Origin of the sequence: Streptomyces sp. NPDC023838 (genome assembly GCF_040639555.1) — a bacterium.
Taxonomy (GTDB): domain Bacteria; phylum Actinomycetota; class Actinomycetes; order Streptomycetales; family Streptomycetaceae; genus Streptomyces.
This window is the reverse complement of the sequence record NZ_JBFAAD010000008.1, coordinates 143,365-167,889: the sequence shown is the minus strand read 5'-3', so window position 1 is coordinate 167,889 and position 24,525 is coordinate 143,365. Positions and strand designations below refer to the sequence as shown.

Sequence of the window (24,525 nt, the reverse complement as noted above, 5' to 3'; positions counted from 1 at the left end):
CTGGACCGTACGGCGATCCACCGGCCCCTCACGCCGCCCACCCGCGCGATGTCCACCGCCGTGCGAGGGGTGTGCAACTCCGGGGAATAGGAGCGTCCGGAGGAATCCCTGTGTTAAACAGAGCACAACTCACCGTCCAATGGCGAGAGTTGACCGGAACAGCACGCATTTACCCGTCCGCTGCCACAGCGGAGTGTCGCTCACACAGAGGTGATGCATGGACGACCTGGCCGGCACCACGACCACCGACTTCTCCCTGAGCGCCCGGGAGATCGAACAGTTCCACCGCGACGGCTACATCGGCCCGTTCGACCTCTACGAAGCCGCCGAGATGGAGAAGAACCTCCGCGCCCTGCGCCCCAAGCTGCTCAACACCAAACGGGCGATCTACGGACAGGAGAAGGCGGTCTCCGGCGTCACCAACCTCGCCAACTACGACCGCCACCTCGACGTCGACTTCCTCGCCGACCACATCACGCGCCCCGAGATCGTCCACCGCGTCGCCAGTCTGCTGGGCCCCGACGTGCTGTGCTGGCGCACCGAGTTCTTCCCCAAGTACCCCGGCGACGAGGGCACCGACTGGCACCAGGCCGACAACTTCTCCAACGTGGCCGGATCCAAGCACCCCCAGATCGTCTGGCCCGAGGACTCCGAGTTCGGCGGCACCATCACCGTCTGGTCGGCGTTCACCGACGCCAGCGTGGAGATGGGCTGCCTCCAGTTCATCCCCGGCTCGCACAAGACCATGAACTACGACGAGTCCAAGGTCATGACGTACGACGCGGACTCCATCGGCAAGGTGGAGAAGGACGGCGTACGGCGCGGCTTCTTCGGTTACGACTACCGCCAGCTCCAAAAGGACCCGAACTGGAGCCCGGACGAGTCCAAGGCCAAGTCGATGGTGCTCAAGCAGGGCCAGTTCATCGTCTTCTGGTCGACCCTGATGCACGCCTCGCATCCGCACGCGGGCCTGACCGACAACATGCGACTGGGGTACGCGGCCCGCTATCTGCCGACCCAGGTGCAGGTCTACCCGTTCTCGGACGCCCTCCAGGAGTTCGGCGGCCAGGCCAGCCTCGACAAGTTCGGCTGCGTGCTGGTCTCCGGCGAGGACACGTACAAGCACAACCGCTTCGTCGAACAGACCGTCAACGGCACGCCCTTCCGGACGGCCCGCTGACGACATCGACACGGCACGGGGGGTGTCTGCGCTGGAAAGACCGACGGCAACTCGACTCACCGGCACCGAGGAGGCTCTCGCCCTCCACCGCCGGATCAACCGGACCGCTGCCGACTACCCGCGGGACAGCTCGGTGCCCGCGCTCTTCGCGGCGAGCGTCGCCCGCGCCCCGGACGCGCCCGCGGTCGTGCAGGGCGGGCGCACGTACACGTACCGGGAACTCGACCGGCTCTCCAACGGGCTCGCCCATCGGCTGCTCGCCCAGGGGTTCACGCCCGGGGCGACCGTCGGCGTCTGCCTGGTGCGCTCGCCCGAGCTGATCGTGGCGCTGCTCGCGGTGCTGAAGTGCGGGGGCGCGTATCTGCCGTTCGACGTGGGCTGGCCCGACGAGCGCCTGCACGGCCTGTTCGCGGACGCCGAGTGCCAGTGGATCCTGACCGACCGTCACGAACAGCTCTCCCGGCGGCTCACCACATGCCAAGTGCTGCCCGTCGACGATGAGTTGGTGGGGTCCGAAGTCGCCCCGGCGGTCGCGGTGAACGGGGACAGCCTCGCCTACATCAACTTCACCTCGGGCTCCACCGGCCGCCCCAAGGGCGTGGCCATCCACCACCGCGGCATCGCCCGGCTCGTCCTCGGCGCCCGCTTCGCCCGGCTGGACGCGGACAGCCGGCTGCTCCAGCTCGCGCCGGTCACGTTCGACGCCGCGACCTTCGAGATCTGGGGCGCGCTGCTCAACGGCGGTACGTGCGTGCTGTACCCGGACGGTCTGGTACGGCTCTCCCGGCTCGGGCGGGTCGTCGACGAACACCGGGTCACCGTCGTCTTCCTCACCACGGCACTGTTCAACGCCGTGATCGACGAGGCGCCCGACGCCGTCGACGGGACCGAGACCGTCCTGATGGGCGGCGAGCTCCACTCGATCCCGCACGTGGCCGCGGCGCTGAGGCGCTACGGGTCGGGCCGCCTGGTCCATGTGTACGGGCCCACCGAGGCCACCACCTTCGCCACCTACCACCCCGTCGACCGGCTCATCCCCGACTCGGGGCTGCTGCCGATCGGCACGCCGATCCAGAACACCCGGCTCTATGTGATCGACGGCGACACCCTGTGCGAGCCGGGCCGGACCGGTGAGATCCATCTCGCGGGCGACGGCCTCTCGCCCGGGTACGTGGGCATGCCGGAGCTCACCGCGGAGCGCTTCGTGGAGCGGGTGGTCGACGGCGTGACCGAGCGGCTCTACCGGACCGGCGACCACGGCACCCTGCTCCCCGACGGCTCGCTCGTCTTCCAGGGCCGTGACGACGACCAGGTCAAGATCAACGGCTTCCGCGTCGAGCTGGGCGAGGTCGCCCACCACCTCGACCACCACCCGGCGGTACGGCGCAGCCATGTGACCGTGAGCACCCGGCGCGGGGAACGGGCCCTGGTGGCCTTCGTGGTGACGGACGACCAGTCCGTCACCCCCACCTCACTGCGCCACCACCTGCGGACCCGGCTCCCCGCGTATCTGGTCCCGGCCCGCATCCATCTGTGCGAGGCGCTGCCGCTGACGGCGACCGGCAAGGTCGACGGCCGCGCGCTGCTCGCCGTACACGAAAGCCACACCCCACCACCCGCAGCCCCGGCCGCACAGCCGGTGGCCTCGCGGGACTGACCGGACGGAGGAGACGACCATGACTTCCCAGGACGCGCAGGCGGCGCTCGGCGCGCCGGCCATGACCGCCACCGAGGAGGCGATCGCCGAGATCTGGCGCGGTCTGTTCGGCATCACCGACGTGGCCGTCGGCGACGACTTCTTCGAGCTCGGCGGCAACTCGCTCACCGCCATCAAGTTCCTGTCCCGGGTCGAGGAGCGCTTCGCCGTCGACGTGCTGCTGCCCGAGACGCTCTACGAGGACGCCAGGCTGAGCAGTCTGGCCAAGGCCGTCGACGAGGCGATGGCGTAGGCCCGCCGTGCGCCCCCCACCCCGCTCCGCCGCGCCGCCCGGGACCGCGACGGGCAGCCCGTTCGCCCGGTTCTCCGGCGACGCCGCGGTCACCACCCGGCTGTTCTGCTTCCCGTACGCGGGCGGCGGCACCCAGGTCTTCCGCGGCTGGCAGGAGCGGGTGCCGCCGGGCGTCGGGGTGACCGGCATCCGGCTGCCCGGCCGCGAACAGCGCTTCCGTGAGCGGCCCTTCGACTCGTGGCCGCAGGCGCTCGCGGCGCTGACCGAGGCCCTGGCCCCGGAGACCGCGCGCGGGCCGTACGCCTTCTTCGGCCACAGCCTGGGTGCGCGGCTCGCGTACGAACTCACCCACCGGCTGACCGCCGACGGCCACCGCCCGCCCGAGCTCCTCGTCGTCTCGGCGTGCCGTGCGCCGACCGTGGCACCGCGCACCCCGCCCATGCACACCATGGATGGCCCCACCCTGCGCCGACGGCTGCGCGAGATGAACGGCGTCCCGCCCGAAGTCCTCGCCAGCCGCGCCCTGATGGAGCTCCTCGAGCCGGTGCTCCGGGCCGATCTGCGGCTCGCCGAGACCTGGGAGCCCTCGCCCGGCCGGATCGCGGCGCCGGTCCTGGCGCTGTGCGGCGAGCACGACGACATCGACCCGTACGAGTCCATGGTGGCCTGGAAGCACCACACGACGGCGGAGTTCACGATCCGGGCCTTTCCCGCCGGGCACTTCTTCCCGCGCGACGAGGAGGAGGCCGTGCTCGCGACCATCTGCGGACGGCTGGGGACGGGGGGCGGTGCGCGGTGACGGACCCGCTGAGCAGCCCCTCGCCCCACCTCACCCCGCGGCACGAGGAGTTCCGCGCCTCGGTCCGGACGTTCTTCCGCAAGGAGGTCGTGCCGTACGCGGCGGAGTGGGAGCGGCGGCGCGCGATGCCCCGCTCGGCCTGGCACGCCTTCGCAGCCGAAGGCCTGCTGGGCCTCAACCACCCGGTGTCGGTGGGCGGTTCGGGCCTGGACTTCTTCCACTCGGTGGTCTTCCTGGAGGAGCTGGGCCGGGCCGGCTTCGGGGGAGTGCGGTTCGCGGTGGCGCTCCACGCCTATATGGGCACCAGCTACCTCGCCACCAACGGCTCGCCCGAGCTGCAGCAGCGCTATCTGCGCCCCGCCGTCGCGGGCGATCTGATCGCCGCCCTCGCGATCACCGAACCACAAGCGGGCTCGGACCTCTCCCGGCTGGAGGCGACGGCGGTCGAGGACGGCGACCACCTGGTGGTCGACGCCGAGAAGCGCTTCATCGTCAACGGGGGCTTCGCGGACTTCTTCGTGACGGCGGTACGCACGGGGGATCACACCGGGGAGCGCCAACCACGCTCGAACCAGGGCAATGTGTCGCTCCTGGTCGTGGACCGCGCCGCCGAGGGCGTCCACGTACTCCCCAACGACTCGATCGCCTGGCGGGCCTCGGGCATGGCCGACATCAGCATGCGCGGCGTGCGGGTGCCCAGGGAGAACGTGATCGGCCGCCGCAACTCGGGCTTCGTGCAGATCATGAAGAACATGCAGCTGGAGCGGCTGGCGGCGGGGATCTCGGCGGTCGGGGACGCGGCCAACTGCCTGGACACCACCTGGAGGTATCTGAAGAGCCGCGCCATGTTCGAGTCGACGCTCAGCGCCAAGCAGGCCGTCCGCCACAGGATGGCGGACCTGCTCACCGAGGTCGAGGCGGTCCGTCAGCTCGCCCACCACGCGGCCTGGAGCTACGTCCGCGACCCGCTGTCGATCACCGCCTGCTCGATGGCTAAGCTCAAGGCCACCGAAGTGGCCCGGACCGTCGCCGAGGAATGCCGCCATCTGCACGGCTCCGAGGGCTTCCGGGAGGGCGCGCCGATCGTCCAGACCGTGCATGACGCCCAAGCCGCCACCGTCGCCGCCGGAGCGAGCGAGGTCATGCGCGACATCGTCGTACAGAGCGGTTACGAGGAGTTGTCTTGACCACGTCCGAGATGGAGGCAGCGAACGCCGGCGGTCCACCGGGCCCGGGCCCGGCCCCGCAGCCCGGCCCGAGCCTGGTGTCCGAGCTGGTCAGGGCGGGAACGGTCGGGCTGATCGCCGCGTTCGTGGGGTTCTCCAGCTCGTTCGCGATCGTCCTCGAAGGCCTCACCCGGGTGGGCGCGAGCCGCGCCGAGGCGGCGTCCGGCCTGATGGCGCTCTCGGTCGCGATGGGCGCCTGCGCGATCTTCCTCAGCCTCCGGCTGAAGATGCCGATCAGCGTCGCCTGGTCGACACCGGGCGCGGCGCTGCTGGCCGGCTCGGCCTCGGTGGACGGCGGATTCGGCGCGGCTGTCGGCGCGTTCCTGGTGACCGCCGCGCTGATCGTGGTCACCGGACTGTGGAAGCCGCTAGGCCGCTGGGTCTCGGCCATCCCGAAACCGCTGGCCAACGCCATGCTCGCGGGAATCCTGCTGCCCCTGTGTCTGGCCCCCGCCAAGGCGGTCCAGGAGAAACCGGCGCTGGGCCTGGCGATCGTTGCCGCCTGGGCGGTCGTCGGCACCTTCAAGAAGCTGTACGCGGTACCGGCCGCGGTCGTCGTCGCCGTCGTCCTGATCACCGCGACCACGCACATATCCGCCGCCGACCTCGGCCCGCTGTGGCCGAAGCCGGTCCTGGTCACCCCCGACTTCACGGCGGCGGCCGTCATCGGCATCGCCCTGCCGCTGTACGTGGTGACGATGGCGTCGCAGAACATCCCGGGCATCGCGGTCCTGAACGTCAACGGCTACGAGCCGGAGCCGGGCCCGCTGTTCGGCTGGACCGGCGCCTTCGGCCTGGTCTCGGCGCCCTTCGGCGGCCACGCGGTCAACCTCGCCGCGATCACCGCGGCCCTGTGCGCCGACGAGAACGCGGGCCCCGATCCGCGCAAGCGGTACCGGGCGGCGGCGATCGGCGGCGGCGCCTACATCCTGCTCGGCCTGGGCGCCGGCGCGGCGGTCGCGTTCGTCGGCGCGGCCCCGCCCACCCTCATCGAGGCGGTGGCGGGCCTGGCGCTGCTCGGCGCGCTGGGCAACTCGCTGGTGGGAGCGGTGACCGAGCCGGGCGACCGCGAGGCGGCGGTGGTCACGCTGGTGGTGACGGTGTCGGGGGTGCAGTTCTTCGGGGTCAGCGGTGCGTTCTGGGGGCTGCTGGCGGGGGGCGCGCTGTACGCGGCCAAGCGGCGCGTGCCGTCGAAGTGAGCGAGGCTTTCGCCTTCGCCGCGCGTCACTCGCCGAAGAGATACGCCTCGATCGCCTCGTTGTACTTCTGGAGCGCGAACTCCTGCGTACCGAAGCAGTGTTCGTCGTTGGCGCCGCTCGTCAGGCCGATCTGGATCTCACGGTAGATTTCGAGGTCCTCGTACTGCACCTGATAAGTCAGCTGCCGGTTCTCCTCCCACTGCTCGACACTGCCTTCCCGCACCGATCCCTTCGGCACGATGAGCCGCAGCTTCACGAGCGTACGTGTCGGGCCCAGCGGGTGACTGGTAATCCACAGGAAGTGGTCCGACTGGTGGAGCACGGTCTCATTGGGAAAGATGGTGTGGATCACGTTCGCCACCGACAGAAGACGCCGTTCGTCGCGTTCCGTCCTGGTGATGAAGTTTATCGATCGCTTCGGCAGGATCGACCGCAGATGGGGCCCGAAGCTGTCGAAGAAGAACGTGCTGTTCTCGAAGAGCGGGTTCGCGCTCTTCGCGTGCAGGAACGGGAAGTGGTAACCCTCCAGGGTGCCTTCCACGACCAGCTTCCAATTGATCTCCCACTCCTGGCTCTCGGCGCCGTAGATCTCGTACGAGGAGAGATCGAGATCCGCGATGTCGGGCCGGAAGTCACCCAGGAACGCGTCGAGGTCGGCCCGGCCCGGATTCTCCTCGGGCATCAGCCAGACGAACCCGTACGCCTCCACCGCCGGGAGCGCCACCAGGTTGCGCTTTCCCCGCTCGACACCGGGGAAGCAGTGCGGGCTCGGGATGGCGGCGAGGGTGCCGTCCAGGTCGTAACGCCAGGCGTGATAACCGCAGATGAACTGCTTGCGCTCGCCGGACGCGTCCTTCTCCAGGCGTGCTCCGCGATGCCGGCAGGCGTTGAGGAAGACATGCGCCACGCCGTCCTGGTCACGGCTGACGATCAGCGGCCTGCCGAAATGCTCCAGGGTCGCGAAGGTGCCGGGAGCCGGAATCTCGGAGCTGTGCACCAGCATTGAGGGCAACTTGCTGAAAATGCGATCGAGTTCCGCCCGGTACCACTGCGGTGACTGATAGCGGTCGACGCTGACCCGGGTGTCCGAGTCGGTCAGCGGAAGCCGTTTGTCGCGAAGGTGCTCCAGGGCTCGGTCAAGGATCCGGAGTTCCTCGTCGCGATCCATCCGCCAACTCCCTCCAAGTCCCGCACGGGGTTTGGGTCCTGCGGAATTCTATAGCGCTTCCCGAGGGGTGACGAGCCCTGTTCAATGTCAAAAAACGCGCGGTTGAACGGTGCGTTGAGCGATGCGTTGAGCAGTGCGTTGAACAGGAGTTGTGCGATTCCGTGAATCACCGTAGAACAGCGGGACACCCTGCGGCCCGACAGGAGTGAGCCGACGTGCAGACGCATCTCGTACTCGCCGGATCCACCGCGCCCCCCACCGGACGGTTCCTCCTCGCCCTCGCCGTCATCCTCGCGGTGGCCTTCGCCCTGGCCCGCCTGGCCCAGCGGGTGCGGCAGCCGGCCGTGATGGGCGAGATCATCGGCGGCATCCTGCTGGGCCCGAGCCTCCTCTCCCTCTTCCCGGGCGACCTGGAGACCCGGCTGGTCCCGCCCTCGACCCTGCCCTACCTCCAACTGCTGTCCCAGCTGGGCCTGGTGCTCTTCATGTTCGGCGTGGGCTACCAGTTCGACATCGGGCATCTGCGCACCCCTGCCGCGCAACGGCAGGTGGCGGCGGTCTCGCTGAGCTCGGTGGCGCTGCCGTTCGCTCTGGGCGCGGGCCTCGCGTACGGGCTCTACCCGTGGCTGAGCAAGTCCGAGCTGAAGACGGACGGCCCGCTGGGCCCGGCGCTCTTCCTCGGCACGGCGATGTCCATCACCGCCTTCCCGGTCCTCGCCCGCATTCTGGCCGAACGAGGCCTGTACAAAGACCCGTTGGGCTCGGTCTCGCTCGCCTGCGCGGCCGTCCAGGACTTTCTCGCGTGGTGCGTCCTGGCGGCGGTGGTCGTCGTGGTCCGCGCGAGCGGGCCGTGGCCGCCGGCCCGGATGGCCCTGGAGTCGGCGCTGCTGCTCGCCGCGCTCGTCCTGCTCGTACGGCCGGGTCTCGCCTGGCTGCTCGACCCGGCCCGGCCGTGGGCGGGCGGCACCGCGCTCACCCACGCCGTACTCGTCACCGGGGTCCTGCTGACCGCCGCCGCGACCGACGAGATCGGCCTGCACGCCGTCTTCGGGGCCTTCGCCTTCGGCGCCGTGGCCCCGCACCGCCAGATCGACGCGACGGCCCCGCAGGTCCCCGAGCGCATCGAGCAGACCAGCCTGCTGCTCCTGCCGGTCTTCTTCACCGTCACCGGCATGTCCGTGGACGTCTCCGGCCTCGGCGGCCGCGGCCTGGCCATGACGGCGGCCGTCCTGGTGGCGGCCTGCGCGGGCAAGTTCACCGGCGCGTTCGGCGCGGCCCGCCTCACCGGGGCGACACCCCGCGAGGCGACGGCCCTCGGCGTGCTCCTGAACGCCCGGGGCCTGACGGAACTGGTCATCCTCAACGTGGGATTGGGCCTCGGCGTCATCGACACGCGGCTGTTCACGGCGATGGTGCTGATGGCGGTCGTCACGACACTGATGACGGGCCCGCTGCTGCACCGGGTCCGCCCGCCGCACCCACCCGCCTCCGGGCGGCCCTCGGCGGTCCGGCCCGTGCGGGAGGCCGGGTGAGAAGGGGTGGTGGAGCGAGGACGCCGACGGAGGGGCGCGGCCACCGCGGGCTTCGATAGGCTCGGCGCCGTAAGCGCCGAGTAAAGGGATATGCGGGGGCAATCGTGACGGATCATCAGCATCAACCGGTGCGTGCGGGCGCAGCGGACGGGTCGGCACCGGATCCGGGAGTGTTCCAGCCTCTGGCCGAGGACGACCCCCGTTCCGTGGCCGGATACCTGCTCAGCGCTCGGCTCGGCGCCGGAGGCATGGGCAAGGTGTACCTCTCGTACACGCCCGGCGGTCGGCCCGTCGCGATCAAGGTGATCCGCCCCGAGTTCGCCGAGGACCCCGATTTCCGCCGCCGGTTCCAGCAGGAGGTGCGGGCCGCGCAGCGGGTCCAGGGCCTCTACACCGCGCCCGTGGTCGACAGCGACACCGACGGCCCGCGCCCGTGGCTGGCCACGGCCTACGTCCAGGGGCCCTCCCTGCACGCGGCCGTCGCCGCGCACGGCGCGATGCCGGTGGCGACCGTTCTGCTGCTCGTGGCCGGGATCGCCGAGGCGCTTCAGGTCATTCATCAGGCGGGCATCGTTCACCGCGACCTCAAGCCGTCCAATGTACTGCTCGCGGTCGACGGGCCGCGCGTCATCGACTTCGGCATCGCCAGGGCCGCGGACGCCACCGCGCTCACCGGTACGGGCGTCAGCGTCGGCACCCCCTCCTTCATGTCGCCCGAGCAGGCGGCCGGGACGAGTTGCACGGCGGCGACCGATGTCTTCGCGCTCGGCCAGATCGCGGTCTTCGCCGCGACAGGTGCCGCGGCCTTCGGCGACGGTTCCTCGCACGCGGTCCTCTACCGGATCGTGCACGAGGACCCGGATCTGTCGCGCCTGCCGGACGAGCTGCGGGAGATCGTCACCGGCTGCCTCAGCAAGGACCCGGCGCACCGGCCGTCCCCCGCCCGCATCATCGAGATGTGCGGCCGGGCGTCCCAGGACCCGGCGCTGCGCCGCCCGGACGGCTGGCTGCCCTCCTCGTACGCGGCCGACCTCACCCAGGCGGCCGCCCCGACCCCGCCTCCCCAGCCGGCGCACCCGCCGACGCAGGCGGCCTCGGACGCACCGCCGGCCCACCTCCCGACGCAGTCCGCCCCGCACACGCCGCCGCCCGCGCACCCCCCGACGCAGTCCGCCCCGCACACGCCGCCGCCCGCGCACCCGCCGACCCAGCCCGCGTATCCGCATCCCGTACAGCCACATCCCGTACAGCCGCAGTCCGTACAGCCTCCCGCCGCGAGCTCCTACGCCTACCCCCCGACCGCCGGCTACCCGACTCCCGCGGCGTCCGGGGCGTCCCACGGCCACCTCGGTCAGCCGGCGCCGGGGGCCGCGCCGCCGCAGCCGTCCCGCAAGCGGAACCGGGCCGCACTCGTCGTCGCGGGAGCGGTCGCCGCCGTGCTCATCGGCGTCGGCGCGTACCTGGTGGGACAACTCGCCGGGAGCGACTCGGAGGACGGCAAGGGCGGGGACCGGAACAACAGCAAGGGCAGTGCGCCGTCGCAGTCCGGCGGCTCGCCCTCGCCTTCGGCATCGGGCGCCGCCAGCGGCAGCGCCAAGGCCCCGGCGACACCGAAGGAGGCCGTGTACAACAACATCAGCATCCCCATCGGTTACTCCCTGAGCTTCGCCGACGAGCCGCCTCAGCCGCAGAAGCTGGACGTGTTCTACGAAGGCGACTTCGGTTACGCGGCGGACATGGTCAACGGAGACGCCCTCGCCACCAACCAGTCCAAGAACACCATGGCGCTGCTGGACTCCGGCGAGCCGGGGACCCTGGCCGGCTGCCGCGCCAACACCCGCTACACCACGTCCATCACGAAGGACAAGCTCGGCAAGGGCTCCCGGATCTGCGTGAAGACCGGCTCCGGGCACTACGGCCTGGTCACCGTGCGCGGCTTCGCGCCGAAGGAGTCACCGAGTCAGTTCGTCGGCGTGGACCTCACGGTGTGGCGCAACGCGGCCACCTCCTGACCGGGCCCGCCCCGGTCCGTCAGGCGGTGCTGAGCGGATGGCTCGCTGTGGCGGAGCGCGGGGGCCAGGCGCGGGGGGCGAGGATGCCGAGCACATAGGCGCGGGCGACGAGGGACGGGCGGGTCGCGGCGCCCAGGAGTTCACGCAGGCGGCTGAGGTGGTAGTCGACCGTCTGCCGGGACAGCTTCAGCGAGGTGGCGATGTCGCCGTTGCTGCTGCCCGCCGCCAGCAGGGAGAGGATGCGGACCTGCGCGGCGGTGAGTGACGGATGGGCGTCGTGGGCGAGGCTGTGGTGGGTGACGACGGCCCAGACGTGCCGGGCGCGAGCGGCGGAGTTTCCGACCGTGGTCAGGTGGAGCTGCGCGCGGCGCTGCCGCCCGTCGGCGTCGACGAGCACCGCGGACGTCTCCAGCCGTCTGGTGCGGCGCGTTATCAGACCGTTCCACCTGCGGTGCAGCCGGTCGAGGCCGGGCTCGGGGGCGAGCAGGGTGTGGGCGCGGCGGCCGACCAGCTCGGGCAGGCTGAGCTGGAACAGCTCGGCGGCCGCCGCGCTCGCCTCGACCACGCGTCCGTTCGCCGACAGCAGCGCGCAGGGCAGGCCGCTGTGGTCGCGCAGTGCCTGCAGGCTGTCCTGGGCCTCCTGCCACTGGGCCATGGCGCGGAGTTGGTCCGTGAGGTCCACGTAGATCCCGGCGACGCAGGTCCGCGTGTTCTCCCGGACGGGGAACCGGTGGCCCACCGCCTGGCCCGCGCTGCCGTCCGGGCGCCGGTAGTCGAGGGTGTGGCGCACCGGCGTCCCCCGGGTGAGGATCTCCTGGTCGAGGGCGCGGAACTGGGCGGCCTCGGCGGGGCCGTCGAAGTCCTCGATGTACTTGCCGACGAGCTCCTGCGGAACGGTGCCGTAGAGGTGCGCGTAGGCGTGGTTGGCCCACAGATAGCGGCCGTCGCCGTCCCGCAGGAAGGCGGCGGCCGGGGCGAGGTCCGCGAGGCCCGCGAAGGCGGCGTACTGGTGCGGCGTCGGGTGGGCGTCGGCGGGCGCCGTGCCCGTGTCCGCGAAGGCGCCGCCTCCCGGCTCCCGCGCCTGCCACGGCTCGTCGACCTCCCCCCAGAACACGGGGAAGTGTTCGAGCAGCGCCTTGAGACCGGCGTCGTCCACAGCGGCCCCTCCGTCCATATACGAACCGTACGCCACTGATTGACGCACAGTCACCTGGCGATGGGTATCCCGCCCCGGGCCCGCGCATGCTCGGTTCTCGGCCGAAGTGGAGGCCCGCCGTGGGCCTCGTGGAGTCCTCCCAGCGCCCCGAACGGGGCTGCTACTCAGGCATTTGCCTGAATACCAGGCACCCCCGGTGGCGTTTGGGACGCCCGATGCGTGGTCCCCTTAAGTGTGCGGGTGAACACGCCCCGACACATACGCCGGGACATTTCCCCGCGGCCCGACGCGTATCACCGATCCGTACGACGACACGTACGGCCACACATGCGACATGTGCGACACGTACCGCGCGTACGGCACGAACCGACACGGACGAATGGAGACGAGCTTCAGTGAGCAAGGTGCTGTTAGTGCATGCCAAGGGTGGTCCGCCGCTCGGTCACGTCCTTTCCCGGACGGCCGCGAGGGCGGAAGTGCACCTGCTGGCGCTCAGCGCTCTTCCTCCCACCGTGGCGGGCTCCGCCCGGAGACTGTGCGCCTCGGTCGTGACGCCCGCCGACGCGCAGCGCTCCGACCTGGTGTCCCTGATCGTCTCGCGGGCCGAGGCCGTGGGCGCGGACGCGGTGCTCACCTTCTCCGAGTACGCGGTCGTGGCCGTCGCCGAGGCGTGCGAGGCGCTCGGTCTCGCGGGAGCCGGCGGCGCCGCCGCGCTCGCCCGCGACAAGCGGCTGATGCGGCGCACCTGGCAGGAACACGGCCTGCCGCAGCCCGAGTTCCGCGCGGTCGCCACGGAGGCGGACCTGTACGAGGCGGCCGGCGCCCTGCCCTTCCCGCTGCTCCTCAAGGCGGCCTGGAGCGCGGGTTCCACCGCGCACCAGATCATCCGCTCCCCGTACGAGGTCTCGGCCGCCTGGCGCCGCTCGCGTGAAGTGATGGCCGAATCCGCGCAGTTGGGGTACGCGGAGCTCCATGTGGCGGAGGCGCAGGGGCACTATGTGGTGGAGCAGATCGTGACCGGCTCCGCGCCGGACTGGTTCGACGAGCCCGGCTGGGGCGACTACGTCAGCGTCGAGGGTGTCGTGGCGGACGGCGTCTTCCACCCCGTTTGCCTCAGCGGCCGGATGCCCACGGTCGAGCCGTTCACCGAGCGCGCGGGCATCACCCCCGCCCTGCTGTCCGACGAGGCCCAAGACCGCGTGGTGGCGCTCGCGCGGGAAGCCGTCGACGCCCTCGGCCTGCGCGACTGCGGGACGCACACCGAGATCAAGCTCGGCGCGGACGGCAGCATGTGGCTGATCGAGACGGCCGCCCGGTTCGGCGGCGCGATGACCGTGCCGCAGATCGAGGAGGTCTTCGGGCTCGACCTCGTCGGCATGCTCGTCGACCACCTCGTCGGCCGCCCGGTCGCGTGGCCCGAGCAGGCCCGCACCCCCGCGCAGGCGCGCGGCGCGGCCGGCTCCCTCGTCGTCCTCGCGGTCGACGGCGGGGGCGAGGCCTGGCGGGACCGCAGGGTCTGGGACTTCCCCGCGGTCGCGGCACGCGTGCCGCTCAGCAGGGGCAGCGAACTGTCGGTGGTCGCGGAGAGTTCGCTCGCCAACGGCAGTGTCGTGCCGGTCTACGACCCGGCCGGGGGCGCCAACACCATGGCGGCCCTGTGCCTGCTCTCCGCCACCGACGCGCGCACGGTGCTCCGCGACTTCGAGACGTTGGTGGACGCCCTGCCACGAGTCCTGCCCGCCGCGCAGCCCGAAGAGGTCTCCGTATGACCGCCCAGCTGTTCACCGAAGCCCCCGAGCCGGCCACCGACCGTACCGTCGTCGGCGAGAACCTCTCCCTGCCGCTCTTCCGCACCCTCTCCGGGGTCCTGGCCGGCCACCCCTACCTCAAAGTGGTCGTCGACCGCGCCGAGAACACCTGGCACCTGCTCGACACGGCCGTGCACCCCTTCCACGTCAACTACATCGCCACCCGCGTCCTGGGCATGGAACTGGACGAGCTGGACGCCGACCTGGACGGCTTCAACGCCTCCGTGTACATGGACCCCCGGCGCCGCTTCCTGCTCGGGGTGCTGTCGCTGCACACCGGGGAGGACGCGGAGGGCCGCGAACGCACCTTCCTCGTCCTGGAGACGACCGAAGCCGACACCATGCACGGCGAACTGCTGGCGTTCTTCTACGAGTTCGTACGGGCCCGGGTCGACGGCAGGCTCCCGCTGCTACTCAAGCCCGCCAACCACGGGCAGGAGGAGGAGCTGGCGGCGATCAGCGAACGGCGCGTGCCGCGCATCCTGAGCCACGAGCTCTTCGGCTCCAGGACCCGTACGCCGCTGAACCCCGGCGAGGCCATGGGTCGGCTGCGGTTTTTCCGTACGAACGAGGCGTACGAGGCGTACGCGGCCGCGGAGGCCGGGCTCGGCTGGGCGGACATCGTGGCCATGCCGTGCCTGCCGGACGACGTGCCCCGGGTGGCCGGCTTCCTCAACACCGCGCCGATCACCCCGCTTTCGCACACCAACGTCCTGGCGTCGGGCTGGGGGATACCCAACGCGATCGTGCTCGACCTGGAGCAGCTCGTCGAGCGGGACGGCCTGGACGGCGCGTGGGTGCGCTACCGGGTGCGCGAGGACGAGATCTCGCTGGAGCGGCTGGATGGGGAACCGGTCCTGCGGGCTCCCGACTGGCACCAGCAGCGCATACGCCTGGAACCGCCCCTGCTGGAAAACGTTCCCGTGCTGGCCCTGCACCGGCTGCGCGGCGCCGACCGCGACCGGTACGGCACCAAGGCGGCCAACCTCGGCGAGCTGCACCACGTACTCGACAGCCGTACGGCCGACCTGACCGCCTTCTACGGGCGGCCCCGTCCGCCGCGCGACGACCTCTACGGCCACCTCGCCGCCCGGCTCGGCCTCGACGCGCCCTCCACGGCCGAACTCCGCGCCGGGGCGGCGGACTTCGTGGCCGCGACGGTCGGCGCCCCGGAGGGCGTCGCGCTCCCCTTCTCCCTCCAGCAGCACTTCCTCGCCTCCTCGCCCGCCATCCAGCAGGGCATCGGCAAGCTCAAGATGGCACTCGAACTCGACGCCACCGACGTCCTGGACTCGCTCTGCCTGCAACTCCAGCAGCTGATCCGGCACACGCCCGTGCCCGACTCCGTCACCCGGCAGATCACCCAGGCGTTCCCCGCCCCGGCGGCCGCGAGCGGGCGCCTGGTGGTGCGCTCCTCGTCCAACGCCGAGGACCTTCCGGGCTTCTCCGCCGCGGGCGTCTACGACTCCGTCACCACCGTCCACGGCACCGGTGAACTCCTGGACGCGGTACGCCAGGTGTGGGCCTCCCTGGTGTCACCGCGCAGCGTGCGGCTGCGCCACCAGGTGGGGATCTCCCTCGACGACACCTACATGGGTGTGATCATCCAGGAGTACGTGCCCGCCGCGCTCGGCGGTGTCCTCGTGACCTGTGACCCGACCCGCCGCGAGGACTTCCGCAACGTCTACCTCAACTGTTCCCCCGGCTCCCCGGAGCGGGTCGTCGAGGGCTCGGTGCTGCCGCAGCAGTACCTGTACAACACGGTGGAGGGCGGCGGACGCACCGTGGCGCTGGGCTCCTGGGGCGACGGGCTGCCCGCCGCCACCCTCGCCCGGCTCGCCGACCTGTCCCTGACCGGGCGGCTCCTGCAGTCCCACTTCAGCGCGGACGATCTGGACCGGCCACTGGACATCGAGTGGCTGATGACCGACCGGGGCGACTTCCGGCTGGTCCAGATCCGCCCGTACGCGCTGTGAGCGCGGGCCTCGCGTCGGCGCGCCCCGGCAAGGGCGCGCTGACGCACACTGCCCGCCGGGTCATCCGCCTCAACTACGGCTTCCAGCTGCTGTTCAACCTGCTGTGGTGGATGCCGGTGTTCTACGCGTACCAGAAGGAGGCCGGGCTCTCGGACGGCCAGATCTTCGGCATCCAGAGCATCTACTACGTGGCCTTCTGCCTGTTCGAGATCCCCACCGGGCTGATCGCCGACCGGATCGGCACCCGCAACTGCCTGCGGGCCGGGGCGGTGGTGATGACGGCGGCCAACCTGGCCCCGGTGGCCAGCGCCTCGTACACCGGCTTCCTGGTCCACTTCCTCGCCATCGCGCTGGGCCGTTCGCTGACCTCGGGAGCGGCGAGCGCCTATCTGTACGACGGGCTGCGGGCCGAGAAGTGCGACGAGCACTATCTGAAGGCGGAGGGCACCGCACGGGCCCTGGGGCTGGCGGCGAAGGTCGTGTGCTGGCCGCTGGTCGGGCCCCTGATGGCCCTCGCCCACGCCGCCCCCTACGTCCTCAGCGCCGCCAGCGCCGCGGGCTCGCTGGCCTGCGCCGTCGCGCTGCCCCGGCTCGCCGGGACGGGGAAGGAACCCGGGCGGGCGGCCGGGCGCCGGGGCGGCGCGTTCCTGCGGGACGCGGGCTCCGCCCTGCGCTGCGTCGCCTCCTCGCCGTGGCTGGCCCTGGTGATGGTGCAGGGCGTGGCGGTCTTCACGCTCTCCCGGATCTGCCAGGTCAACCTCTTCCAGCCGATCCTGCTGCACCACGGCGTCGGAGAGGCCTCGCACGGCTCGGTGCTGGCCGCGATGACGGTGGCGGAGGCGGTGGGTTCGGCTCGTCCCCAGTGGCTGAGCCGCCGTCTGTCACCGGTCGCCTGGGTGTCGATCCTCAGCCTGGCGCTGGCGGGCACCCTGGCGGCGATGACGCTGGGCGGCCCCTGGGCGGTCGTGGCCCTGCTCTGCCTGTTCGCCGCGGCGACCGGATTCGCGTACCCGGTGCAGCGCAAGCTGATGAACGACGCGGTGCCCGCCGACGCCCCGCGCGCCACGCTGCTGTCGATCGAGAGCATCGTGGACCGCGCGGTGTGCGCGCTGGCCGCGGTGGCCGTGGGCGCCTACGTCGCCGCCGGCCACCTGGACGCGCTGCTCTGGCACAGCGCGCTGGCCACGGTGGTGCTGCTGGGGGCGGTCCAGCTGCTGCTGCGGAGCGGGGTGGTGACGGCCGCGCGGACGCCGGTCAGCGGGACCGGCGGCCCAGCAGCTCGACCAGCCCGACCGGGAGGAACGCCGGCCGATGAGCCTGCTCCACCTGGTACGGCACATAGCCCAGCGAGGCGGCGACCTTGACCTCCTCGGCCGTCTCCGCCTGGTAGACGAGCCGGCAGCGCCCCGAGCCGGCCTTCGCGCGCTCCCAGAGAGCGGGCGCGGGTTTGCGTTCCGCGTCGGTACGGGGGGTCAGGATCCGGTCGCCGAAGTCCCGCCAGGCGAAGGGCACGGAGCCCGTCCACGCGGCGTCGACCTCCTTCCTCAGCCTGGCGGCACGCTCGGCGTCGGTCGCGCCCCAGGAGGGCGGGACGTTGGTGATCAGACCGATGCTGATGTGGCGCCGGCGGAGGGCGCCCAGATAGGAGGCGGCGCCGGCCTGATAGCCGATGCCGCCGTCGTCGGCGGTGTGGACGAGGGTTTCGCCCAGGTCGAAGTAGACGACGGGGCAGCTGGGTGCGGCACCGGGACGCGCGACGGAGTCCGCGTCCCCGGGCACCGCGGCGTCCGCCGGGACGCACCACGTGGTCGCTGCCAGGACCGCGCCAAGCACGAGGCCCACCCGGCCCCAGCCCGCGGAGGAGGATCTGTTCATCGCGTCGTCACCCTTCTCGTCGCACACCGCGCACCCCGAGGATGCACGATGTCCGGCCCGAGGGATACGGCGCGGGGCGACCGCGAACCGACAACCGCACGACTCAGACCAGTTCGGGCTGCGGTTCCGGTCGGAGCGCCGGCGCGGCCTTCGGCTCCCACTCCCTGGTGGTCCGCAGGTAGCCGTGGATCACCGAGGCCATCGCCAGCAGGACAAGGGGTCCGAACACCCACGGATGTGCGGCCATCCTCATCGGCAGCCAGCGGTACGCCACCAGGAGTGCGGCGAAGACCGCCGTGCCGTGAGCGACCAGCCGGATCCCCGACCGGTCCCAGCCGCGGTCGAACGTGCGCAGACCCGCCTCGACGGTGAGCGCGAACACCAGGCCGGCGACGAGGTCCACGCCGTAGTGGTAGCCGAAGCCCAGCGTGGCGCTGACTGTGGCCACCAGCCAGAACGTCCCCGCGTGGCGCAGCAGCCGGAGGGCCCGGCGGGAGTGGATGAAGATCGCGGTGGCCCACGCCGTGTGCAGGCTGGGCATGCAGTTGCGCGGGGTGATCCCGTCGTACGGCACCGGGTGCGGGAGGGTGACCGGCGGCGGCGTGTGCGGCCACAGGTTGGCCACCGCCCACTGCACACCGCCGGTGCCGGAGGCGCCCGGGCCGTAGGCGAAGACCGGTCCGACCACCGGGAAGATCATGTAGACGGCCGGCCCGAGCAGGCCGATCACCAGGAAGGTGCGCACCAGATGGTGGCGCGGGAAGCGCCGCTCGGCCGCCACGTCGCGCAGCTGGTACAGCGCGACGACGATCGCGGCCACCGCGAGCTGGGCGTAGACCGAGCCGAGGACAAGGCTGCCGACCGGGCCGGTGGCGTCGAGCATCCGGCCGGCCACCCACGACGGGCTGCCCAGTGCGTGATCGGCCATGGCCACGTACGGGTCGAGCACGGTCGGGCGGGCCTTCGACGTGATGAGCAGCCAGGCGTCACCGGTCTTGCGCCCGGTCACCAGCAGCAGGCCGAGGCCCACGCCCTTCAGCAGCAGGACGCGTTCGCGGCCGGTGCGGCGCGTGATCGCGAAGACCGCACAGCCCAGCATCGCCCACAGCGCGCCATTGCCGAAGAGGTGCCCCTCCGGCACCTCCGCGCCGGCCGCCCACCGCACCAGCACGAAGACGACGTCGATGCCGATCGCGGCACCGGCCGCGATGAACCGCTGCCGCCAGGTGAGCACCACCATCATCAACGCCAGCCCGCCGTACAGCGGCCCCGGCTTGGGCGGGAACACCAGTTCCCGCGCCTGGGTGGTGATCGGCCCCGGCACGCCGTAGCGACGCGCCACGATCTCCACGGTGAGGAGGAATCCGAGGGTCACCACACCCGCCGTGGCCCACAGGATCACGCGTGGCTCGCACCACGGGGCGAGCTTGATTCTGCGGCGTATTCGCGAGGACGTTTGCGAGACTGTAGGTATCAATTGTTTGGCCGATGTGTTGGGTGCCGGGTGAGGAGACTCACCCTTCGCGGGGCACGGCGTCGTTCTCCGGCGACGGAAGGGTGATGCGGGGGCTTGCCGAGGGTCGATCATCCCACTTGAGCGGTACAGGTGGCTTCGCGGGCTTCCTCCGGCCCGTGAGGGGGTCGGTGCCTCGGTGAGGGGCGGCCTCCAGACCCTGGCCCTGGACTTTGTCCAGGGCTGTCGTGTACTCGCCGAAAGACTGCACCCGTCAGCGCGGGCCCGCCGGCAGCGGTGCGGGTCGCTGCGGGGCGGGCGTGACCGCGTCGGCGCCCGCCGGGCGGCCGTTGAGCAGGAAGGCGTAGCCGGTGAGGGCGAGGATCCGCCCCAGCGAGAGGGGCGGGTGGTGCAGTCGCAGGGATCCACCTGCCCCGGTGGCCTGCGCCGAGGCGTACAGGAAGGCGTTGAGCCCGCTCACGTCGCAGAAGGTGACGGTGGTCAGGTCGACGTTGATCGTGTGCACGCCCTCGTACAGACAGTCCCGCAGGGACGCGCTGACCAAGGGTGCCGTTTCGAGGTCGATCTCACCGGCCAGGGTGATCAGCGTCCGGTTCCGCCTGTCGTGCCGGTAGACGTTCAGTTGGGGCAGGGACATGGCGCGCCTCCGGTTGGGCGACCGGTGAGGGCGAGCAGGGCGTCGGAGGGCTGGATGAGGGCGCCCCACAGCAGCCAGACGGCCAGGCCGAGTGCGACGAACGGCAGGGTGACGATCACCCCCGTCACCACCACGCTCAGCCGCTCGCCGCTTCCCCGCGCCGGTGCCGGGCGGCCGTCGTCGGGGAAGGGGGCCACCCCGTCGTACCCCTGGGACGTGGTGACGCCGCGCGGCGGCGCGAGTGCTTCGGAAAGGGGAGGGTTGGGGGACATACAAGGCTCCTTCGGCCTCGGTCTGGAAGGGGGAGGAGGCCGAGGTCCGGGGCCAGGTGATCCGTGGTGGGCGACCTGGAGGTCAGGTCGTTCCCGGGTCAGGTCGTTTCACCGACGTGGGTGCGCCGTGCCGGTGAGCGGCTGTCCAACAGGGCGGTCGGAGCGGGAAGTTCACGAGCGATGCCGCGGGAACGCGGCCACCAGGCACCGTCGAGCAGCCCGGAGCGCGGACCGGGAGGCTTGAGGGAGAGCCGGGGCGGCGGGTCATCGGAAGGCTGGGCGGCCAGTGCGGATGGCGGGGTTCGTGCGGAGGGCACCGTCATGGTGTCGACCCGTCCCCGGACCTGCCGTGCCCGGCCCGGTGCTGTCGAACCGAGAGGCGTACCGACATGGGAGCCGGTCGAGGAAGTGCTCTCGACAGGGCTGAGCGTACTCCCGCGGCGGCTTTGACCACGACTGTCCGACTCTCCCCCGCCGAGCGGGCCGCGCCCGTCCGCGACGACCGTCGCGCGGCCGACCGTGTCCTTCGCTCCGGACGTACCCCTGCGGGCGACGGCGGGCAGGCCTGCCAGGGAATCGTGAGTGGCCCGCCCGTCATCGGGCCGGATAAACGGCAGGGCCATTCAGCTCATTAGTCATTTGTGTAGATCAAGAGCAGAATTCTTCCATTTCAGCGAAACCGTTCGGGGCATCCATAATTCGAGCAGCTTCCTGCGTAATATTCCAGCCGCAGAATCGGATTGTTTCTGCCCGGCGGGGAATCGCCAAGATCATCCTCTCAAAGGAGTTGGCCCCTCGATGACGCTAGATACCCCTGAAGCGCCTCCACGGCGCACATTGTCGGTGTGGATCGCGGCCGTTACGGCCGTGGTGATGGCGGGTGCCGTCCTCGCGGTCACGCCGACACGCGCAAACGCTGTTGCCAGCCCCGTGCCTTTGGGCACGGCAGCCAGTTTCGGAGTACTGGCCGGCGCCACGGTCACCAACACCGGTCCCACGGTGGTCAACGGTCTCAACGTGGGCGTCAGCCCCAAGACGGCCATCACCGGGTTCCTGACGTCCGATGGAGGGCCCGGCATTGTGACCCCGCCCGGGGTTCTGCACTCTGCCGATGCCGTCGCGGGCCAAGCCAAGACCGACCTGAATACGGCGTACACCCAGGCCGCCGGACAGACCCTGACGGACGCGATCTACAACGACGCTCCCCACGAGTTCGGTGGCCAGAAGCTGACGCCGGGCCTCTACAGGGCGAACAGCTCCGCCGGGATCACCGGCACCCTCACCCTGGACGCCCAGGGCAACCCCAATGCCGTCTGGGTGTTCCAGATCGGCTCGACGCTGACGACGGCATCCGCCAGCTCCGTGAGCTTCATCAATGGCGCCTCGCCGTGCAATGTGTACTGGAAGGTCGGCAGCTCGGCCACGCTCGGCACCTACTCCACGTTCGTGGGCACCATCCTGGCCGACACCTCGATCACCGCCACGACGGGGGCGATCATCAACGGCCGGCTGCTGGCCGATGCGGGCCTGCGCGGCGACGGCGCCGTGACGCTGGACAGCAACAGGATCTTCCAGGGGCCGTGCGGGATCGGGGTTCCTGGTGGGACCACGGGCTCCGCGACGGTCGGAGTCATCGCCGGCGTGCCGACGGGTGGGATTGTCGCCGGCGCCACGTCCGGCGGCACCACGGGATCCGCGACGGTCGGAGTCATCGCCGGCGTGCCGACCGGTGGGGTTGTCGCCGGCGTGCCCACGGGTGGGGTTGTCGCTGGCGTGCCGACGGGTGGGGTTGTCGCCGGTGTGCCGACGGGTGGGGTTGTCGCCGGTGTGCCGACGGGTGGGGTTGTCGCTGGCGTGCCGACGGGTGGGGTTGTCGCCGGTGTGCCGACCGGTGGGGTTATCGCTGGCGTGCCGACGGGTGGGACCACGGGTGCCACCACGGGCGGCGTCCACGGCGGCACGACCGGCGGGACCGGGCACGAGCACCACCACCACCACGGGAAGCCGGGCAAGCCCGGAGGCTACTACGGGACGCCGGAGAAGCCGGGAGGCTACTACGGGAAGCCGGAGAAGCCGGGTCACCACGATCACGGTGGGAAGCCCGAAAAGCATGGCGATTACGGCGGGTACGGCAACAAGCCCGGCAAGGACGACGGCTACGGCAGCGTTCGTCACTGAGTCGTGCATGCGTCCTTGAAGGGACGGGCGGCGCGCGGCGGATCGTTGTCGATTCCGTCGCGCGGCGCCGCCGAAAGCTCTGGAGAGCAGTGAGAGAAGCCGGGATCGAAAGGCCGGGAGGGGCTGTGCTGGATGGCACTGCATCGACGGATGCGGACGAATCTAGGGAAGAATTCCCACAACAATCCGCGTCACAATCCGCAGAAAGACCCGCGGAAAAATCGGAGCCTCCGCCGGGCTTCCTGCAAGCTGTAACGAGTACTGCCGTGTTCCTCTGCCTGGCGACGACCCTGGTCCATGTGCTCCTGGTCTTTCTGCATGTGGCGCCCCCGAACCCGCTCTCCCAGCAGTACAGCCGGCAAGTCAACGCATGGGTCTTCCCGCTGTTCGAGCAGAACTGGCGACTGTTCGCCCCGGATCCGGAGGCCGCCAACCGGCAGATTTCGGCGAGGACCCTGCACACCGCCCCCGACGGAACCGTGCGGGTGAGCGGCTGGTTCGATCTGACCGCCGTGGACAATTCCGCGGTGGAGCACAACCCCTTCCCGAGTCATACGACGCAGAACATGCTGCGCCGGGCCTGGAGTTCGTACCTCGACAACCACGCCGTCGACGACCAGCCGCGCTCGCAGCGGGCGCTGATGACTCAGCAGTACCTGACCAACATCGCGTCGGAGCGCGTCGCGGCCCACCGTGGCGGGAACTTCGAGGCCATCCAGCTACGGGTGGTCACCGTGCCCATCGCCGCGCCGGCACCGGCGGGCGATGCGGGCGCGGCCGCGGTCGCACCGAGGACGGCCGACAGGCGGTATCTGCCCTGGCGGAAGGTTGAGGTGGACTCCCATGGAAACTGAGCAGCTGCCCGCATCGCAGCCCCCTGCCGCCGAAAGGCCGGGGGCGGGTGCGCCGCACCGCGCAACCGACCGTGTCCGTGCGGCCCTCGACGACCTGACCGAGCGGCCGGTCTCCCTGTACGCCGCGGCGGTCCTGCGCATCGGATACGGGTCTGTCTACCTCGTCTTCCTGCTGCGCGAGTTCGCGCACCGCGACGAGATCTGGGGCCCGGGCTCACCGTGGACACCGGAACTGGCGAGGCAACTCTTCGACCAGACCGGTTGGGTCAGCATCCTCACCCTCTCCGACAACGGGGCCTACTTCGACGCCTGTTACGCACTGGCCGTCGGCACATCGGCACTGTTCGCCCTCGGCTGGCGGACCAGGGCGGTGTCCGTGCTGTTCGCGGTCGTCGTCGCCTCGTTCCACAGCAGGGCGATCTTCATGACCGACGGAGGAGACAACCTCATCCTCCTCATGTCCCTCTACCTCGTCCTCACCGCATGCGGCCGCCGCTGGTCCCTGGACGCACGCAGAACCCGGCTCCGGGCACGCGCGGCTGCCAAGGCGCGCCCGTCGGTGGACCGGACGGCGGGTGGGCTCCGGCCTCACCTCCGCGCTTCCCGGCGGACCCTGACCGCCGTGCTGCACAACTGCGGGATGTTCGTCATCGCAGCCCAGGTCTGTTTCCTCTACGGGTCCGCGGGCCTGTACAAGGTGCAGGGCGGATCCTGGGGCAACGGGACCGCCCTCCACTACGTCCTGAACCTCGACCTGTTCCGGCCCTGGCCCGGACTCTCCCGGATGGCGGACGAGCACGACGTACTGATCGCCATCGCCTGCTATCTGACGGTGCTGTTGCAGGTCGCCTTCCCGTTCGTCCTGTTCGGGCGGCTCAAGTACCCGGTCCTAGCCATGCTGTTGGGCATGCACCTGGGTATCGCGGTACTCATGGGGCTGCCCCTCTTCTCCAGCGCGATGATCATCGCCGACGCGGTGTTCCTGCCGGACCGCTTCTACCGGGCCGTGGGACGGCTGTGGCGACGCACGGCTCGGGGAGCGGATCCCGGAGGAACGCCGGACGCGTCGCCCCGGACACCCATTGGACTGGTACCTGCGCAGAGCGAGCCGGCCGGCTGAAGCCGTGTGCTCCGACAGACGTACAAAGCCCGTCAGACGTGCAAAGGGAGAGGACGACCTCTCAGGGCTCAGGGCTCAGGGCTCAGGCACAGGGCTCAGGCACAGGGCTC

21 protein-coding genes are annotated in these 24,525 nt (G+C 71.1%); 14 read left to right on the top strand and 7 right to left on the bottom strand.

Annotated elements, in window-relative coordinates; genetic code table 11:
- Window positions 1-217: 217 nt before the first annotated feature.
- The 6 genes from AB0G17_RS13365 to AB0G17_RS13340 are packed head-to-tail and all read left to right on the top strand — an operon-like array spanning window position 218 to window position 6,353.
- Window positions 218-1,180: a chlorinating enzyme gene (locus tag AB0G17_RS13365; RefSeq protein ID WP_361380356.1), complete on the top strand. Its 963-nt coding sequence runs from the start codon at window positions 218-220 to the stop codon at window positions 1,178-1,180.
- 22 nt (window positions 1,181-1,202) lie between these two features.
- Complete coding sequence (locus tag AB0G17_RS13360; RefSeq protein ID WP_361380353.1) at window positions 1,203-2,837, top strand: amino acid adenylation domain-containing protein; 1,635 nt, start codon at window positions 1,203-1,205, stop codon at window positions 2,835-2,837.
- 19 nt (window positions 2,838-2,856) lie between these two features.
- Window positions 2,857-3,129, top strand: coding sequence for a phosphopantetheine-binding protein (locus AB0G17_RS13355; protein WP_361380350.1), 273 nt, complete (start codon window positions 2,857-2,859; stop codon window positions 3,127-3,129).
- 7 nt (window positions 3,130-3,136) lie between these two features.
- Window positions 3,137-3,928 (top strand): alpha/beta fold hydrolase, encoded by a 792-nt coding sequence (locus tag AB0G17_RS13350; RefSeq protein WP_361380347.1) that lies wholly within the window; start codon window positions 3,137-3,139, stop codon window positions 3,926-3,928.
- The gene (locus AB0G17_RS13345) at window positions 3,925-5,115 is read left to right on the top strand and encodes an acyl-CoA dehydrogenase family protein (protein ID WP_361380344.1); all 1,191 of its coding nucleotides are present in this window, start codon (window positions 3,925-3,927) and stop codon (window positions 5,113-5,115) included. The genes AB0G17_RS13350 and AB0G17_RS13345 overlap by 4 nt, the downstream gene beginning before the upstream one ends.
- Window positions 5,112-6,353: a benzoate/H(+) symporter BenE family transporter gene (locus tag AB0G17_RS13340; protein ID WP_361380341.1), complete on the top strand. Its 1,242-nt coding sequence runs from the start codon at window positions 5,112-5,114 to the stop codon at window positions 6,351-6,353. Before AB0G17_RS13345 ends, AB0G17_RS13340 begins: the two co-directional genes overlap by 4 nt.
- Window positions 6,354-6,378: 25 nt before the next feature.
- Here the strand turns inward: AB0G17_RS13340 and AB0G17_RS13335 are convergent, their stop codons facing one another.
- Window positions 6,379-7,521 carry an SRPBCC family protein gene (locus AB0G17_RS13335; protein ID WP_361380338.1) on the bottom strand — a complete coding sequence of 381 codons (1,143 nt, stop codon included), beginning with the start codon at window positions 7,519-7,521 and terminating at the stop codon, window positions 6,379-6,381.
- 215 nt (window positions 7,522-7,736) lie between these two features.
- Here AB0G17_RS13335 and AB0G17_RS13330 point away from each other — a divergent pair, with 215 nt between their 5' ends.
- Both AB0G17_RS13330 and AB0G17_RS13325 read left to right on the top strand, forming a co-directional pair.
- On the top strand, window positions 7,737-9,053 hold the full coding sequence (locus AB0G17_RS13330) for a cation:proton antiporter (RefSeq protein ID WP_361380335.1): 1,317 nt from the start codon (window positions 7,737-7,739) through the stop codon (window positions 9,051-9,053).
- A gap of 170 nt (window positions 9,054-9,223) precedes the next feature.
- On the top strand, window positions 9,224-11,065 hold the full coding sequence (locus AB0G17_RS13325; RefSeq protein ID WP_361380332.1) for a serine/threonine-protein kinase: 1,842 nt from the start codon (window positions 9,224-9,226) through the stop codon (window positions 11,063-11,065).
- Window positions 11,066-11,084: 19 nt separating this feature from the next.
- Here the strand turns inward: AB0G17_RS13325 and AB0G17_RS13320 are convergent, their stop codons facing one another.
- A complete protein-coding gene (locus AB0G17_RS13320; RefSeq protein WP_361380329.1) occupies window positions 11,085-12,239 on the bottom strand; it encodes a PAS domain-containing protein in 1,155 nt (384 codons plus the stop codon).
- A 377-nt stretch (window positions 12,240-12,616) separates the two neighbouring features.
- Here AB0G17_RS13320 and AB0G17_RS13315 point away from each other — a divergent pair, with 377 nt between their 5' ends.
- Genes AB0G17_RS13315 through AB0G17_RS13305 form a run of 3 tightly spaced genes read left to right on the top strand, consistent with a single transcriptional unit; the run spans window position 12,617 to window position 17,369 of the window.
- Window positions 12,617-13,990, top strand: coding sequence for an ATP-grasp domain-containing protein (locus AB0G17_RS13315; protein WP_361380326.1), 1,374 nt, complete (start codon window positions 12,617-12,619; stop codon window positions 13,988-13,990).
- On the top strand, window positions 13,987-16,005 hold the full coding sequence (locus AB0G17_RS13310; RefSeq protein ID WP_361380323.1) for a PEP/pyruvate-binding domain-containing protein: 2,019 nt from the start codon (window positions 13,987-13,989) through the stop codon (window positions 16,003-16,005). The genes AB0G17_RS13315 and AB0G17_RS13310 overlap by 4 nt, the downstream gene beginning before the upstream one ends.
- Window positions 16,002-17,369, top strand: coding sequence for an MFS transporter (locus AB0G17_RS13305; RefSeq protein WP_361380320.1), 1,368 nt, complete (start codon window positions 16,002-16,004; stop codon window positions 17,367-17,369). The genes AB0G17_RS13310 and AB0G17_RS13305 overlap by 4 nt, the downstream gene beginning before the upstream one ends.
- Here AB0G17_RS13305 and AB0G17_RS13300 read toward each other — a convergent pair.
- The 5 genes from AB0G17_RS13300 to AB0G17_RS13280 all read right to left on the bottom strand — a co-directional run bounded on the left by AB0G17_RS13300 (window position 17,260) and on the right by AB0G17_RS13280 (window position 20,586).
- On the bottom strand, window positions 17,260-17,880 hold the full coding sequence (locus tag AB0G17_RS13300) for a hypothetical protein (RefSeq protein ID WP_361380317.1): 621 nt from the start codon (window positions 17,878-17,880) through the stop codon (window positions 17,260-17,262). The genes AB0G17_RS13305 and AB0G17_RS13300 overlap by 110 nt on opposite strands.
- Before the next feature lie 103 nt (window positions 17,881-17,983).
- Window positions 17,984-19,279 (bottom strand): phosphatase PAP2 family protein, encoded by a 1,296-nt coding sequence (locus AB0G17_RS13295; RefSeq protein WP_361380619.1) that lies wholly within the window; start codon window positions 19,277-19,279, stop codon window positions 17,984-17,986.
- Between the two features lie 328 nt (window positions 19,280-19,607).
- On the bottom strand, window positions 19,608-19,991 hold the full coding sequence (locus tag AB0G17_RS13290; protein WP_361380314.1) for an STAS domain-containing protein: 384 nt from the start codon (window positions 19,989-19,991) through the stop codon (window positions 19,608-19,610).
- Window positions 19,973-20,263: a hypothetical protein gene (locus tag AB0G17_RS13285; RefSeq protein WP_361380311.1), complete on the bottom strand. Its 291-nt coding sequence runs from the start codon at window positions 20,261-20,263 to the stop codon at window positions 19,973-19,975. The genes AB0G17_RS13290 and AB0G17_RS13285 overlap by 19 nt, the downstream gene beginning before the upstream one ends.
- Window positions 20,264-20,361: 98 nt before the next feature.
- Window positions 20,362-20,586, bottom strand: coding sequence for a DUF5994 family protein (locus AB0G17_RS13280; RefSeq protein ID WP_361380308.1), 225 nt, complete (start codon window positions 20,584-20,586; stop codon window positions 20,362-20,364).
- 475 nt (window positions 20,587-21,061) lie between these two features.
- Between AB0G17_RS13280 and AB0G17_RS13275 the strand changes: the two genes are divergently transcribed.
- The 3 genes from AB0G17_RS13275 (at window position 21,062) to AB0G17_RS13265 (ending at window position 24,415) form a co-directional block, all read left to right on the top strand.
- On the top strand, window positions 21,062-22,441 hold the full coding sequence (locus AB0G17_RS13275; RefSeq protein WP_361380305.1) for an ice-binding family protein: 1,380 nt from the start codon (window positions 21,062-21,064) through the stop codon (window positions 22,439-22,441).
- A 266-nt stretch (window positions 22,442-22,707) separates the two neighbouring features.
- Entirely contained in the window at window positions 22,708-23,295 is a 588-nt protein-coding gene (locus AB0G17_RS13270) for a DUF5819 family protein (RefSeq protein WP_361380302.1), read from the top strand.
- Window positions 23,285-24,415, top strand: coding sequence for an HTTM domain-containing protein (locus tag AB0G17_RS13265; RefSeq protein WP_361380299.1), 1,131 nt, complete (start codon window positions 23,285-23,287; stop codon window positions 24,413-24,415). Before AB0G17_RS13270 ends, AB0G17_RS13265 begins: the two co-directional genes overlap by 11 nt.
- The last annotated feature ends 110 nt before the right edge of the window (window positions 24,416-24,525 follow it).

What these genes read in the sequence shown, in the direction of transcription:
- AB0G17_RS13300 (WP_361380317.1), bottom strand. Translation starts at nt 17,880, where the DNA reads ATGAACAGATCCTCCTCCGCGGGCTGGGGCCGGGTGGGCCTCGTGCTT.
- AB0G17_RS13265 (WP_361380299.1), top strand. Translation starts at nt 23,285, where the DNA reads ATGGAAACTGAGCAGCTGCCCGCATCGCAGCCCCCTGCCGCCGAAAGG.
- AB0G17_RS13310 (WP_361380323.1), top strand. Translation starts at nt 13,987, where the DNA reads ATGACCGCCCAGCTGTTCACCGAAGCCCCCGAGCCGGCCACCGACCGT.
- AB0G17_RS13355 (WP_361380350.1), top strand. Translation starts at nt 2,857, where the DNA reads ATGACTTCCCAGGACGCGCAGGCGGCGCTCGGCGCGCCGGCCATGACC.
- AB0G17_RS13365 (WP_361380356.1), top strand. Translation starts at nt 218, where the DNA reads ATGGACGACCTGGCCGGCACCACGACCACCGACTTCTCCCTGAGCGCC.
- AB0G17_RS13335 (WP_361380338.1), bottom strand. Translation starts at nt 7,521, where the DNA reads ATGGATCGCGACGAGGAACTCCGGATCCTTGACCGAGCCCTGGAGCAC.
- AB0G17_RS13285 (WP_361380311.1), bottom strand. Translation starts at nt 20,263, where the DNA reads ATGTCCCCCAACCCTCCCCTTTCCGAAGCACTCGCGCCGCCGCGCGGC.
- AB0G17_RS13320 (WP_361380329.1), bottom strand. Translation starts at nt 12,239, where the DNA reads ATGGACGGAGGGGCCGCTGTGGACGACGCCGGTCTCAAGGCGCTGCTC.
- AB0G17_RS13290 (WP_361380314.1), bottom strand. Translation starts at nt 19,991, where the DNA reads ATGTCCCTGCCCCAACTGAACGTCTACCGGCACGACAGGCGGAACCGG.
- AB0G17_RS13275 (WP_361380305.1), top strand. Translation starts at nt 21,062, where the DNA reads ATGACGCTAGATACCCCTGAAGCGCCTCCACGGCGCACATTGTCGGTG.
- AB0G17_RS13280 (WP_361380308.1), bottom strand. Translation starts at nt 20,586, where the DNA reads ATGACGGTGCCCTCCGCACGAACCCCGCCATCCGCACTGGCCGCCCAG.